This is a genomic window from Klebsiella sp. GG_Kp146 (assembly GCF_040061975.1).
In the GTDB taxonomy this organism is placed as follows: Bacteria; Pseudomonadota; Gammaproteobacteria; order Enterobacterales; family Enterobacteriaceae; genus Klebsiella; species Klebsiella quasipneumoniae.
Genome location: NZ_JBEAHA010000013.1, coordinates 295,010 through 308,269, shown reverse-complemented (window position 1 = coordinate 308,269; position 13,260 = coordinate 295,010). Strand labels below are relative to the sequence as shown.

At 66.1% G+C, this 13,260-nt stretch carries 13 protein-coding genes; 12 read left to right on the top strand and 1 reads right to left on the bottom strand.

The features are described 5' to 3' along the window. The first annotated feature begins 5 nt into the window (after positions 1 to 5). The 12 genes from pulD to ABLU95_RS15865 are packed head-to-tail and all read left to right on the top strand — an operon-like array spanning position 6 to position 10,775. On the top strand, positions 6 to 1,979 hold the full coding sequence (pulD, locus tag ABLU95_RS15920) for a GspD family T2SS secretin variant PulD (protein ID WP_023292027.1): 1,974 nt from the start codon (positions 6 to 8) through the stop codon (positions 1,977 to 1,979). Next, the gene (gene gspE, locus ABLU95_RS15915) at positions 1,976 to 3,469 is read left to right on the top strand and encodes a type II secretion system ATPase GspE (RefSeq protein WP_044521064.1); all 1,494 of its coding nucleotides are present in this window, start codon (positions 1,976 to 1,978) and stop codon (positions 3,467 to 3,469) included. The genes pulD and gspE overlap by 4 nt, the downstream gene beginning before the upstream one ends. 1 nt (position 3,470) lies before the next feature. Further along, positions 3,471 to 4,685, top strand: a complete 1,215-nt coding sequence (gene gspF, locus ABLU95_RS15910; protein ID WP_065882743.1) for a type II secretion system inner membrane protein GspF — start codon at positions 3,471 to 3,473, stop codon at positions 4,683 to 4,685. Between the two features lie 20 nt (positions 4,686 to 4,705). Continuing rightward, the gene (gspG, locus tag ABLU95_RS15905; protein WP_002889054.1) at positions 4,706 to 5,128 is read left to right on the top strand and encodes a type II secretion system major pseudopilin GspG; all 423 of its coding nucleotides are present in this window, start codon (positions 4,706 to 4,708) and stop codon (positions 5,126 to 5,128) included. Continuing rightward, a complete protein-coding gene (gene gspH / locus ABLU95_RS15900; protein ID WP_065882744.1) occupies positions 5,128 to 5,643 on the top strand; it encodes a type II secretion system minor pseudopilin GspH in 516 nt (171 codons plus the stop codon). The genes gspG and gspH overlap by 1 nt, the downstream gene beginning before the upstream one ends. Then, entirely contained in the window at positions 5,640 to 6,005 is a 366-nt protein-coding gene (gene gspI, locus ABLU95_RS15895) for a type II secretion system minor pseudopilin GspI (RefSeq protein WP_032452553.1), read from the top strand. Before gspH ends, gspI begins: the two co-directional genes overlap by 4 nt. After that, a complete protein-coding gene (gene gspJ, locus ABLU95_RS15890) occupies positions 6,002 to 6,598 on the top strand; it encodes a type II secretion system minor pseudopilin GspJ (RefSeq protein ID WP_348879924.1) in 597 nt (198 codons plus the stop codon). Before gspI ends, gspJ begins: the two co-directional genes overlap by 4 nt. Continuing rightward, positions 6,595 to 7,575, top strand: coding sequence for a type II secretion system minor pseudopilin GspK (gene gspK / locus ABLU95_RS15885; protein ID WP_086075014.1), 981 nt, complete (start codon positions 6,595 to 6,597; stop codon positions 7,573 to 7,575). Before gspJ ends, gspK begins: the two co-directional genes overlap by 4 nt. After that, complete coding sequence (gspL, locus tag ABLU95_RS15880; RefSeq protein ID WP_289553024.1) at positions 7,568 to 8,764, top strand: type II secretion system protein GspL; 1,197 nt, start codon at positions 7,568 to 7,570, stop codon at positions 8,762 to 8,764. Before gspK ends, gspL begins: the two co-directional genes overlap by 8 nt. Further along, positions 8,757 to 9,242 (top strand): type II secretion system protein M, encoded by a 486-nt coding sequence (locus tag ABLU95_RS15875; protein ID WP_080901681.1) that lies wholly within the window; start codon positions 8,757 to 8,759, stop codon positions 9,240 to 9,242. Before gspL ends, ABLU95_RS15875 begins: the two co-directional genes overlap by 8 nt. Next, complete coding sequence (locus ABLU95_RS15870; protein ID WP_023292018.1) at positions 9,232 to 9,960, top strand: type II secretion system protein N; 729 nt, start codon at positions 9,232 to 9,234, stop codon at positions 9,958 to 9,960. The genes ABLU95_RS15875 and ABLU95_RS15870 overlap by 11 nt, the downstream gene beginning before the upstream one ends. Positions 9,961 to 9,974: 14 nt before the next feature. Further along, a complete protein-coding gene (locus ABLU95_RS15865) occupies positions 9,975 to 10,775 on the top strand; it encodes an A24 family peptidase (protein WP_023292017.1) in 801 nt (266 codons plus the stop codon). Positions 10,776 to 10,822: 47 nt separating this feature from the next. Here the strand turns inward: ABLU95_RS15865 and hrpB are convergent, their stop codons facing one another. Next, entirely contained in the window at positions 10,823 to 13,252 is a 2,430-nt protein-coding gene (hrpB, locus tag ABLU95_RS15860) for an ATP-dependent helicase HrpB (RefSeq protein WP_348879921.1), read from the bottom strand. Positions 13,253 to 13,260: the final 8 nt, after the last annotated feature.

Here is a 13,260-nt window from a genome sequence, read left to right as displayed (position 1 = left end):
CAACCATGAAACGCCTGCGAAAAATGCTTCCTGCGCTGCTGATATTAACCCCGCTGCTATTTTCTCCGGCCGCCGCGGAGGAATTTTCCGCCAGTTTTAAAGGCACCGATATCCAGGAATTTATCAATACCGTCAGCAAAAACCTGAATAAAACGGTGATTATCGATCCCAGCGTACGCGGCACTATCACCGTGCGCAGTTACGATATGCTCAATGAAGAGCAATATTATCAATTCTTCCTCAGCGTGCTGGATGTATATGGCTTCGCCGTGATTAATATGAATAACGGCGTGCTGAAGGTGGTCCGCGCCAAAGACGCCAAGACCTCGGCCGTTCCGGTCGCCAGCGAGGCCGCGCCGGGCGAAGGCGATGAGGTCGTCACCCGGGTGGTGCCCCTGACCAACGTCGCCGCTCGCGATCTCGCGCCGCTGCTCCGCCAGCTGAACGATAACGCTGGCGCCGGCAGCGTGGTCCATTATGAACCTTCCAACGTCCTGCTGATGACCGGCCGCGCGGCGGTGATCAAACGCCTGCTGACCATTGTCGAACGCGTCGACAACGCCGGGGATCGCAGCGTGGTGACCGTGCCTCTCTCCTGGGCCTCCGCCGCGGAGGTGGTCAAACTGGTTACCGAACTCAATAAAGACACCAGCAAGTCGGCGCTGCCGGGATCGATGGTGGCGAACGTGGTGGCCGATGAGCGCACCAACTCGGTGCTGGTGAGCGGCGAGCCAAACTCGCGCCAGCGCATTATCGCCATGATCAAACAGCTCGACCGCCAGCAGGCGGTGCAGGGCAACACCAAAGTGATCTACCTGAAGTACGCCAAAGCCGCCGATCTGGTGGAGGTCCTGACCGGGATCAGCAGCTCGCTGCAGAACGATAAGCAAAGCGCCAAGCCGGTGGCCGCGATCGATAAAAATATTATTATCAAAGCCCACGGCCAGACCAACGCCCTGATCGTCACCGCGGCGCCGGACGTGATGAACGATCTGGAGCGGGTGATCGCCCAGCTGGATATCCGCCGCCCGCAGGTGCTGGTGGAGGCGATTATCGCCGAAGTGCAGGATGCCGACGGACTCAACCTCGGTATCCAGTGGGCCAATAAAAACGCCGGCATGACCCAGTTTACCAACAGCGGATTGCCGATCTCCACCGCGATCGCCGGCGCCAACCAGTACAACAAAGACGGCACCATCAGCAGCTCGCTGGCCAGCGCCCTCGGCTCGTTTAACGGTATCGCCGCCGGCTTCTACCAGGGGAACTGGGCGATGCTGCTCACCGCCCTCTCCAGCAGTACCAAGAACGATATTCTGGCCACCCCCAGCATCGTCACCCTCGACAATATGCAAGCCACCTTCAACGTCGGCCAGGAAGTCCCGGTGTTAACCGGCTCGCAAACCACCTCCGGCGACAACATCTTCAATACCGTCGAGCGCAAAACCGTGGGCATTAAGCTGAAGGTGAAACCGCAGATTAACGAAGGCGATGCCGTGCTGCTGGAGATTGAGCAGGAAGTATCGAGCGTCGCCGATTCGGCCTCCAGCACCAGCAGCGATCTCGGGGCGACCTTTAATACCCGGACGGTGAATAACGCCGTGCTGGTGGGTAGCGGCGAAACGGTGGTGGTTGGCGGGCTGCTGGATAAAAGCGTCACCGATAGCGCCGACAAAGTGCCGCTGCTCGGCGACATCCCGGTGATCGGCGCGCTGTTCCGCTCCGACAGCAAGAAAGTGTCGAAACGCAACCTGATGCTGTTTATCCGCCCGACCATTATTCGCGACCGCGATGAGTACCGCCGGGCCTCCTCCGGCCAGTACACCGCCTTCAACGATGCGCAAACCAAACAGCGGGGCAAAGAGAGCAGCGAAGCATCGCTCAGCAACGATCTGCTGCACATCTATCCGCAGCAGGAGACCCAGGCCTTCCGCCAGGTTAGCGCCGCCATTGACGCCTTTAACCTCGGAGGCCGCCCATGACGCCAGCTGCCGAACGCCGTCCGCTGTTGCCCTTCGCGTGGGCCCGCGCGCACCATCTGGTGCTGCTCAGCGACGGCGAACGCTGCGAAGCGCTGTGCCGCGCTGATACCGCCGCCCGGGCGCTGCTGGAAGCGCGCCGCCTGGCGGACGGGCCGATGAGCGTCAGCCGTCTGGCGCCGGAAGCGTTCGAGAAAGTGCTGGTGCTCAGCTATCAGCGCGACTCGGCGGAAGCGCACCGGATGATGGCCGACATCGGCAATGAGCTTGACCTCTATACCCTCGCCGAAGAGCTGCCGGATACCGACGATCTGCTCGACAGCGAAGACGATGCGCCGATTATCCGTCTGATCAACGCCATGCTCACCGAGGCCATCAAAGAGAAAGCCTCCGATATCCATATCGAAACCTATGAGCGCCATTTGCAAATTCGCTTTCGCGTCGACGGCGTGCTGCGGGAAATTCTGCGCCCGCAGCGGCGGCTGGCCGCGCTGCTCATTTCGCGCATCAAGGTGATGGCGAGCCTGGACATTGCCGAAAAACGGGTGCCCCAGGATGGCCGCATGGCGCTGCGTATCGGCGGGCGGGCGATAGACGTGCGCGTCTCCACCCTGCCCTCCAGCCACGGCGAACGCGTGGTGCTGCGCCTGCTGGACAAAAACAGCGTCAACCTGGATCTGCAGACGCTGGGCATGCCCCCCGCCCTGCTTGACCAGGTCGACGCGCTGATCGCCCGGCCACACGGCATCATTCTGGTCACCGGACCGACCGGATCCGGGAAAAGCACAACGCTCTACGCCGCCCTCAGCCGCCTCGACGCCCGGGAGCGCAACATCATGACCATTGAAGATCCGGTGGAGTATGAGCTGGAAGGCATCGGCCAGACCCAGGTCAACGCCAAAGTCGAGATGACCTTCGCCCGCGGCCTGCGCGCCATTCTGCGCCAGGATCCGGACGTGGTGCTGGTGGGCGAAATCCGCGATGGCGAAACCGCCCAGATCGCCGTCCAGGCCTCGCTGACCGGCCACCTGGTGCTGTCGACGCTGCACACCAACAGCGCGCTGGGGGCCGTTTCCCGCCTGCAGGATATGGGAGTGGAGCCCTTTTTACTCTCTACTTCGCTACTGGCGGTGATGTCGCAGCGGCTGGTGCGTCGGCTGTGCCCGCACTGTCGTCAGCCCTGGCAGGCGGATGCTGACGCCGCCCGGCAGATGGCGGTCCCGGCCGGTACGCCGCTGTGGCAGCCAAAAGGCTGCGCCCGGTGTAATTTCACCGGCTATCGCGGACGCACCGGCATTCACGAGCTGCTGCTCATTGACGACCGCGTCCGCGCCGCCATTCATCGCGGCGAAAATGAGATCACCCTGATCCAGCAGCTGGGGCCAGCCTGGCAGACCCTGCGCCATGCCGGGCGCGATAAAGCGCTGGCGGGGATCACCAGCTGGGAGGAGGTGATGCGGGTCACCGAACAGCAAACGGCGGACAGCGTCTGAGATGGCCCTCTTTCGCTATCAGGCGCTGGACGCGCAGGGCAAAACCCGCCGCGGCGTTCAACAGGCCGACTCCGCCCGCCACGCCCGCCAGCTGCTGCGGGACAAGGGCTGGCTGGCGCTGGAAGTGGCCGCCGCCGACCCGGCGAGCCGGCTGTGGCGCGGCGGGCTGATCGCCCGGCGCACCAGCGCCGGTGATTTAGCCCTGCTCACTCGCCAGCTGGCCACCCTGGTCGCCGCCGGCATTCCGCTGGAAAAAGCGCTCGATGCCGTCGCCCAGCAGTGCGAAAAGGCGTCGCTGAGAACGTTAATGGCCGGGGTGCGCAGCAAAGTGCTTGAAGGCCATTCGCTGGCGGAGGCGATGCGCGCCTATCCCTCCTGTTTCGATGGCCTGTTCTGCGCCATGGTGGCGGCCGGCGAAACCTCCGGCCATCTCGACGGCGTGCTGAACCGGCTGGCGGACTATACCGAGCAGCGCCAGCAGCTTCGCGCCCGCCTGCTACAGGCGATGATCTACCCCATCGTGCTGACGCTGGTCGCCATCAGCGTGATCGCCATTCTGCTCTCCACCGTGGTGCCGAAAGTCGTCGAGCAGTTTGTCCATCTAAAACAGGCCCTGCCCTTCTCTACCCGGCTGCTGATGAGCCTGAGCGACATTGTGCGCAGCGCGGGCCCCTGGCTGGTGCTGCTGTCATTCCTGGCGCTGCTGGGGCTGCGCTATCTGCTGCGCCAGCCCGCCCGGCGGCTCGCCTGGGACCGGGCGCTGCTGCGTCTGCCGGTCCTCGGCCGCGTGACGCGCAGCGTCAACAGCGCGCGCTACGCCCGCACCTTAAGCATTCTCAACGCCAGCGCGGTGCCGCTGCTGCTGTCGATGCGCATCAGCGCCGGCGTCCTCAGCAATGCCTGGGCGCGCAGCCAGCTGGAGACCGCCAGCGAATCGGTGCGCGAGGGCGTCAGCCTGCATCGCGCGCTGGAGGCCACGGCGCTGTTTCCGCCGATGATGCGCTACATGATCGCCAGCGGCGAGCAGAGCGGTGAGCTGACCGCCATGCTGGAGCGCGCGGCGGAGAACCAGGACCGGGAGCTGAGCGCGCAGATCCAGATGTCCCTCAGCCTGTTTGAGCCCCTGCTGGTGGTCACCATGGCCGGCATGGTGCTGTTTATCGTGCTGGCCATCCTGCAGCCGATCCTGCAACTGAATACCCTTATGAGTATGTGACTGTATTAATGGAGAAAACTATGCAACGGCAACGCGGCTTCACGTTACTGGAAATTATGGTGGTGATCGTCATTCTCGGCATCCTCGCCAGCCTGGTGGTACCTAACCTGATGGGCAACAAGGAGAAAGCGGACCGCCAGAAGGTGGTCAGCGATCTGGTGGCACTCGAGGGGGCGCTGGACATGTATAAGCTGGACAACAGCCGCTACCCGAATACCGAACAGGGACTGCAGGCGCTGGTGACCGCCCCGGCCGCCGAGCCGCATGCCCGCAACTACCCGGAAGGGGGCTATATCCGCCGCCTGCCGCAGGACCCGTGGGGAAATGAGTATCAGCTGTTAAGCCCCGGTCAGCATGGCGCCATCGACGTCTTCAGCGTCGGCCCGGACGGGATGCCCGACACCAATGACGACATCGGCAACTGGACCCTCGGGAAGAAATAGTGTCTCAGCGCGGTTTCACCCTCCTGGAAATGATGCTGGTCCTGCTGCTGATCGGCGTCAGCGCCAGCATGGTGCTGCTGGCGTTTCCCTCCGCCCGTACCCAGGAGGCCACGCAGATCCTGGCGCGCTTTCAGGCGCAGCTGGACTTTGTCCGCGAGCGCGGGCAGCAAACCGGCCAGCTCTTCGGGATCGTCATCCACCCTGACCGCTGGCAGTTTATGCGCCTGCAGCCTGCAGACGAAGGCGCCCCGGCGGCGGCTGACGACCGCTGGGGCAACGCGCAGTGGCTGCCGCTGCAGGCCGGGCGCGCCACCACGGCGGAAACCCTCCCGCAGGCCAGACTGACGCTGCGCTTTCCCGACGGCCAGGCGTGGACGCCGGGCGAGCAGCCCGACGTGATCATCTTCCCCGGCGGCGAAGTCACGCCGTTTCAGCTGCGGATTGACGCCGCGACGGGCATCAACATCGACGCCCAGGGCGACAGTCAGCCGCTGGCGGCGCGGGAGCAGCCATGAAACGCGAGAGCGGAATGACGCTTATCGAAGTGATGGTCGCGCTGGTGATTTTCGCCCTCGCCGGCCTGGCGGTGATGCAGTCCACCCTGCAACAGACGCGCCAGCTTGGGCGTATGGAAGAGAAAATCCTCGCCAGCTGGCTGGCGGATAATCAGCTGGTGCAGCTGCGGCTGGAGAAACGCTGGCCCGCCCTCAGCTGGTCCGAAACCACCGTGGAGGCCGCCGGGACGCGCTGGTTCGTCCGTTGGCAGGGGGTGGAAACCGCGCTGCCGCAGCTGCGGGCGCTGGACGTGGAGGTCCGGCGGCAAAAAAGCGATCCCGCGCCGCTGGCGACGCTGCGCACCTGGGTGACTTCGCCATGATAACGAAAATGCGCGGTTTCACCCTGATTGAAACGCTGCTGGCGCTGGCTATCCTCGCCGTCCTCAGCGCCGCCGCCGTGATGGTGCTGCAGAATGTCATCCGCGCCGATGGCCTGACCCGCGAGAAGAGCAAGCAGATCGCCGCCCTCCAGCGCGCCTTTCGCCAGATCGCCGATGATGTCACGCACATCATTCCCCGTCGCGCCAGAAACAGCGACACGCTTTTCTTCGCCGGACGTTTCCAGTTGCAGAGCGACGACTGGGGGCTGGCCTTCAGCCGCAGCGGCTGGCCGAATCCGCTAGGGATCCTCCCGCGCTCGGAGATCCAGAACGTCAGCTACCGCCTGCGCCAGCAGCAGCTTGAACGGCTCAGCTTCGATCAACAGGATCCGCTGACCGGCAGCCAGCCGACGGTCCGGGTGCTGCTACGCGAGGTGACGGCGTTTCGCCTGCGGTTTTATGCCGAGGGGCGCTGGCAGGAGACCTGGGACCGCTCGCAGTCGCTGCCGCAGGGGCTGGAGATCACCCTGACGCTGGCGAACAGCGGGGAGATAACCCGCCTGTTTTTACTCACCCCGGGAGGCGGCCAGTGAAAAATCGGCAACGCGGCGTCGCGCTCCTGATGGTGCTGTTCATCCTCGCCCTGATGATGATCCTCGCCAGCGCCATGACCGAACGCACCTCGGTCATGTATCAACACACCGCCGTGACCCTCGATAATCTGCAGGCCAGATGGTACGCCCTGGCGGCGGAAAACATGGCCGCCGCGCTACTGCAACGCGACGCGCTGGACTCGCCCAGTCAAACGAACCTGGCGCAAACCTGGGCGCAGGAGGGGCGCCGCTTTACCCTCGACGATGGCGAAATCCTCGCCACGATCCGCGACGGGCACGCCTGCTTTAATCTCAATGCCATCAACCATCGCGCGGATGAGACCAGCGGCGGTACGCCCTACCCGACCGACGTCTTCGCCCGGCTGCTGGCGCTGCTCGGCGAGTCGCCGCTTCGCGCCAGCCAGATCGCCGCCGCCCTCGGCGACTGGACGGACAGCGACGGCCAGCCGCGGCTGAACGGCGCGGAAGACGAGGTCTATATGGCGCAAACCCCGGGCTATCTCGCCGCCAACCAGCCGATGCAGGATGTCAGCGAGCTGCGCCTGCTGGCCGGAATGGACGCCGCGCTCTATCAGCGCCTGCTCCCCTTCGTCTGCGTCCAGCCGGATGATGCGCTGCAGGTCAATGTCAACACCCTGCGCCCCTCCCAGGCCGCCCTGCTGGCGGCCCTCTTTCCCGGCGATCTGACGCTGCAGGAGGCGCAACAGCTGCTGTACAACCGCCCGCGAACCGGGTGGAGCAGCGTCGCCGCCTTTCTCGCGCAGCCGACGCTGCAGAAAACCGATACCACGCTCGCCCGTCCGTGGCTGACGGTGCACAGCGCACGCTTTATCGCCGCCTTCACCGTGGTGACCGGCAACCTTCGCTTTCAGCTGCACAGCGTCCTGCAACAGGAGGGGCGCGCCTTTACCGTCGTCCAGCGGCGATACGGACTTTCTATGGTGGTTGATGAATAAGTTTAACGCTTCCCCCCAGGCCATGCTGATCGTGCGCTTCGCCCCCGGGCAGGCGCCGCTGCACTGGCAACTCTTCGCCCCCGGCGAGCCGCACCACGAAGCCAGCGGCCGGTGGCCGGCTGACGACGCCAGCCCTTTCCCGACGCTGGCGGCGCATTACCCGGCCTGGGTGCTGATCCCGGCCAGCGACTGCGCGTTTCACACCCTCACCTTGCCGGCGGGCCTGCGTAAACCGCCGCTGCAGGTGGCCCCCTTCCTGCTGGAAGAGCAGCTGGCCGACGAGGTGGAAGCCACCCATTTTGCCCTGCTCCACCGCCAGCAGGCCCAGTGCGAGATCGTCGCCGTGCAGCGGCAAAAAATGCGCGACTGGCTGGCGCGCTGCGAGTCGCTCTCGCTACGGCCCCTGGCGTTGACGCCCGATGTGCTGGCCCTGCCCTGGCAACCGCCGGCGTGGAGCGCGGTGCAGGCGGACGACCAGTGGCTGATCCGCCACCAGCCATGGGCCGGCATGGCGGCGGAAAGCCCCTGGCTGGCGGAGCTGCTGCAGGGCGAGGCGGAAGAGCACGTCATCGACAGCTATTCGCCGCCCCCCGCGGCGCCGGGAGAGTGGCGCGCGCAGCCTGCGCAGACGCTGCTCTCCCTCGCCGCAAGTCATCCGGCGGCGCAGAAGCTCAGTCTGCTGCAGGGGGAGTTCGCCGTCCGCCGTCGGCGGCCTGATCAGACGAGCTGGCGTCCGGCGCGGTATGCCGCGCTGGCCCTGGCGCTGCTGGCGGCGGTGAACAGCGTGCTGGATCATCGCGATCTGGCGCGCCAGGCCGAGGCCGCCCGACAGGCCAGCCGGGCCTACTATCATCGCTGGTTTCCAACGGAGAAAAAGGTGATTAACCCGCGACTGCAGATGCAGCAGCATCTGCAAAGCCTTGCCCGTCAGGCGCAGCATGCTCCCCTCGTCGACCGCCTCAGCGCGTTGCAAAACATCATCAGCGAAACGCCGGGGATCCGCCTGCGGGCGCTGAGCTGGGATGCCGCAGGCAACCGTCTGCAGCTGGATATCGCCGCGGCCTCTTCCCGGGCGCTGGAGCAGTTTACCCAGCGAGCGCAGCCGCGGTTTCGTGTCCGGCCAGGCGACATGACCACCAGGCCGGATGGCATTGAGGGACAACTGACGCTGGAGGAAAACGATGGCTAATCTGCTCATCTGGTGGCGGCAGCGCACGCTGTCGGAGCAGCGCCTGCTGCTCGGCCTGGCGGGATTGCTGACAGCCTGCGCCCTCTGGTACGGGCTGTGGCAGCCCTGGCGGGCCCGCGAGGCGCAGTGGCGGCAAACCCTGGTGAAAGAGCAGGCCAGCCTGCGCTGGATGACGCAGCAGGGTCCGCGCCTGCAGCAGCTCAGCCAGCAGCCCGCGCCGGCGGCAAAAGAGGCGCTCACCGCGCTGGTGATGCGCGAGGCGGCGAGCCACGGGCTGGAAGTCGTTCGTCTGCAGCCGCAGGGGAAACGTCTGCAGGTCACCCTTCAGCCCTGCGCCTTCCAGGCGCTAATGGACTGGCTGGACGCCCCGGCGATGCGCGGCGTCAACGCGATCTCGCTGTCCGTAACCGGGCAGCCGTCGCGGCCGGGCTGGGTCACGGTCAACCATCTGCTGCTGGAGCGCGACGATGAAAGCTAACGGGCTCGCAGGTGGGCTACTGCTGGCGCTCTATCTGCTGTGGTTGACCGCCACCGCCCCGGCGCGTCTGTTAGTCCCGATGCTGCCGCCCGAGGTACAGGTGGCCAACCTTAGCGGCAGCATCTGGCGCGGCGCGGCGCAGTCGGTCTCCTGGCGCGGCGTGCGACTTGAGCGGCTGACGTGGTCGCTCACCCTGGCTGGCTGGCAGATCGCGCTCAGCGATCCCCGCGGCGTGGAGGGTCAGGCCCGGCTGTGGGGCATCCGCGATCTGCGTCTGCAGGAGGGGCGGCTCACCGCCCCCGCCAGCCTGCTTGGACGCTGGCTAACGCCGACTATGCCCGTCAGCGCCGAGGGAGAGGTCACTTTCAGCCTGGCCGAAGCGCACTTCAGCGAGGGGCGCTGCCGGCAAATCACCGCCGGACGCGCGCAGTGGCGTCAGGCCCGGCTGCACTCTCCGGTCGGTAGCCTGGAGCTGGCCCAGGTCAGTGGCGCCTTAAGCTGTACGGCGAACGGCGCCGTGGCGCTGGCCATCCGCCAGGATTCTCATCAGTTGAGCCTCAGCGGCCAGGGAACCCTGTCGCCCGATGGCCGCTATCTGTTTCGCGGTACGCTACAGCCCCGTCAGGGGATGCCGCCCCTGCTGGCGCTGCTGGTCACCCGCCCGATGGCGAAAAACGCCCCGGGCCCGACGCCGTGGCAGCTGCAGGGAAAATGGTGATTAAAGGAGCAAAAATGACGACATTAGCCGCATTATCGCTGCATTTTCCCCTTGTCTGGTATGGTTTCCTGCTGCTGTTCGGCCTGGCGCTGGGCAGCTTTTACAACGTGGTGATCTACCGTCTGCCGCGCATGCTGACCCAAACCGCGGACGACGAGCCGATAACCCTCAGCACGCCGGGCTCATCCTGCCCGCAGTGTCGCCAGCCGATAGCCTGGCGGGACAATATCCCGCTGCTCAGCTTCCTCTGGCTAGGCCGTCGCGCCCGCTGCTGTCAGGCGCGCATCTCGTGGAGCTATCCGCTGACCGAGCTGGCCACCGGCCTGCTGTTTATCCTCGCCGGGGCGCTGCTCGCGCCGGGCCTGGCGCTGGCGGGCGGCCTGGTGCTGCTCTCCTTCCTGCTGATACTGGCGCGGATTGACGCCCGAACCCAGCTGCTGCCCGATCGCCTGACCCTGCCCCTGCTGTGGGCCGGACTGCTATTTAATCTTAACGAGGTGTACATTGCGCTGCCGGACGCGGTCGCCGGGGCGATGGCCGGTTATCTGGCGCTGTGGTCGGTCTACTGGCTGTTCCGCCTGCTGACCGGCAAAGAGGCCCTGGGCTATGGCGATTTTAAGCTGCTGGCGGCGCTGGGCGCCTGGTGCGGCTGGCAGGCTCTGCCGCAGGTGCTGTTGCTCGCCTCGGCCAGCGGGCTGGCGTGGACCCTGCTGCAGCGCCTGTGGACCCGGCAGTCGCTGCAGCAGCCGCTGGCCTTCGGCCCCTGGCTGGCGCTGGCGGGAGGGGGCGTTTTTCTCTGGCAGCAGATGGTCTAGCGTGAGTGGTTCGCCTGGCCGGGCAGAATGCCGCCCGGCGCCTGGGGCTACGAATATTTTTTGCTGCGCCGGGTCGGGGCGGCGTTGGCCGGATCGTCCGGCCAGACGTGTTTCGGATAACGTCCCTTCATCTCTTTTTGCACCTCGCGGTAGCTTCCCTGCCAGAAGGCGCTGAGATCGCGAGTGATCTGCAGCGGACGCTGGGCGGGCGACAGTAGCTCCAGCACCAGCGGCACCCGCCCCTCGGCGATAACCGGCGTCGTGGCCTCGCCGAACATCTCCTGCATACGCACCGCCAGCGCCGGCGGGTTCTCCGCATGGTATCGGATCGCCAGACGGCTGCCGGTCGGCACGGTATAGTGCGTCGGCAGCTCGCGATCCAGCTTCTGGCGCAGCGGCCACGGCAGCCAGTCCTGTAGCGCCTGACGCAGATCCAACGCCTTCAGCGCCCGCAGCGAGTGAACGCCGTTCATCTGCGGCAGCAGCCATGCCTCCAGCGAGGCCAGCAGCGAAGCGTCATCCACCGCGGGCCATGCCTCTTCCGGCAGCCACTGCGCCGCACACTGCAGCCGCAGTCGCAGCTGCTCGGCCTCTGGCGTCCAGTTGAGCACCGCAAGGCCTTTCTCACGAATACCGTTGAGCATCGCCTGATGCAGCTCCGCTTCAGAAGGCTTCGCCAGCGGCTGGGTCTTGATCACCAATTGGCCCGTCACGGTCCGCCGCCAGGCTTTCAGCGTCCCCTGCGCTTCATCCCACTCCACCGTGTCGGAACGCTGCGCCAGCTCGGGACGGGCGGCGATCAGCTCGCCGATATCCACCGGCAGAGCCAGCAGCATGCGGGCATCCGGCGAGGCGCTGCCCTGCAGCAGCAGCGGGGCGATCAGCCACTCATGGCGGCCCAGCGCGTCGTCGGCGTCAAGCATCGCGCCCATGCCGTTCGCCAGCTGATAGCGCCCCTCCTGACCGCGGCGACGGGCGATGCGGTCGGCGAAGGCCGACGCCAGTAGCGCAGCCATTCGTCCGGCGTCGGGCTGGCCGCTGCGGCAGGCCAGACGCTTCATCAGCTGCTGCGCCCGCTGCTGCCAGTTGGCCTGCTGACGGGAAAAGACGGCGGCCAAATCCACCAGCCCGCCGCGCGGCGGCTCCTCGAGGATCGCCGCCAGCCTGGCCGCCGTTGCCACCTCGTCATCGGTCTGCGCAGCGGCCAGCATCGCCGCCAGCCGGGGCTCGTTGCCGAGAGTCGCCATTTTGCGGCCAAACGCCGACAGCCGCTCGCCGTCCAGCGCCGAGAGCGCCTCCAGCAGGCGGCGCGCGGCGGCCAGGTTCACCGCCGGCGGCTGATCCAGCCAGGCCAGCGCAGCCGGATCGTGGCACCCCCACTGCAGCAGCTCCAGCAACAGCGCCGACAGATCGCTGTGCAGGATCTCCGGTTCGCTCTGCGCCGCCGCTCGTTCGGCCTGTTCTTTGCCAAGCAAATGCAGGCAGATCCCTGGGGAGAGACGACCGGCGCGTCCGGCGCGCTGCGTCATCGATGCCTGGCTGATGCGCTGCGTCACCAGCCGGGTCAGGCCGGTGCGCGGGTCAAAGCGGGCAATACGCTCCTGGGCGCTGTCGACCACCAGGCGGATGCCCTCGATGGTCAAACTGGTCTCGGCAATGTTGGTGGCCAGCACCACTTTGCGCTTCCCGGCCGGCGCCGGGAGGATCGCTTTGCGCTGCTCGCTCAGGGGCAGCGCGCCATACAGCGGACAGAGGATGACATCCTCCGCCACGCGCTCCGTCAGCTGGTCGAGAACGCGCTGGATCTCGCCGACGCCGGGCAGAAACAGCAGCATCGACCCTTGTTCATGCCGCAGGAGCTCCGCCGCCGCTACCGCCACCGCCTCATCAAAACGCTGGTGCGCGGAGAGCGGGCTGAAGCGACGCTCCACCGGATAAGCGCGCCCCTCCGAGACCACCACCGGCGCCTCCGGCAGCAGACGCTGCAGGCGCTCGTTATCGAGGGTCGCCGACATAATCAGCAGTTTGAGATCGTCACGTAACCCCTGCTGGACATCAAGCAGCAGGGCCAGCGCCAGATCCGCCTGCAGGCTGCGCTCGTGAAACTCATCAAGGATCACCAGCCCCACGCCCGTCAGCTCGGGATCGCGCTGGATCATGCGCGTCAGGATCCCCTCCGTGACCACCTCCAGGCGGGTCTGCGGTCCGACGCAGGTTTCGGCGCGCATGCGGTAACCCACGGTCTCCCCCGGCTTTTCGCCGAGCAGTTCAGCCAGCCGCTGCGCGACATTGCGCGCCGCCAGACGCCTCGGCTCCAGCAGGATAATGCGTCCCGTGATGTTGCCCTCGGCAAGGATCTGCAGCGGCAGCCAGGTCGACTTCCCGGCGCCGGTCGGCGCATTGAGCAAAACCTGCGGCGCATGCTGCAGGGCAGATAACAGTTCTGGGAGGACGGCGGCAACCGGCAATGAGGACACAAAAGGCT

Coding starts and splice junctions, on each gene's coding strand:
- ABLU95_RS15875 (WP_080901681.1), top strand. CDS start 8,757: ATGGCTAATCTGCTCATCTGGTGGCGGCAGCGCACGCTGTCGGAGCAG.
- gspJ (WP_348879924.1), top strand. CDS start 6,002: ATGATAACGAAAATGCGCGGTTTCACCCTGATTGAAACGCTGCTGGCG.
- gspI (WP_032452553.1), top strand. CDS start 5,640: ATGAAACGCGAGAGCGGAATGACGCTTATCGAAGTGATGGTCGCGCTG.
- ABLU95_RS15870 (WP_023292018.1), top strand. CDS start 9,232: ATGAAAGCTAACGGGCTCGCAGGTGGGCTACTGCTGGCGCTCTATCTG.
- gspL (WP_289553024.1), top strand. CDS start 7,568: ATGAATAAGTTTAACGCTTCCCCCCAGGCCATGCTGATCGTGCGCTTC.
- gspE (WP_044521064.1), top strand. CDS start 1,976: ATGACGCCAGCTGCCGAACGCCGTCCGCTGTTGCCCTTCGCGTGGGCC.
- gspG (WP_002889054.1), top strand. CDS start 4,706: ATGCAACGGCAACGCGGCTTCACGTTACTGGAAATTATGGTGGTGATC.
- gspF (WP_065882743.1), top strand. CDS start 3,471: ATGGCCCTCTTTCGCTATCAGGCGCTGGACGCGCAGGGCAAAACCCGC.
- ABLU95_RS15865 (WP_023292017.1), top strand. CDS start 9,975: ATGACGACATTAGCCGCATTATCGCTGCATTTTCCCCTTGTCTGGTAT.
- pulD (WP_023292027.1), top strand. CDS start 6: ATGAAACGCCTGCGAAAAATGCTTCCTGCGCTGCTGATATTAACCCCG.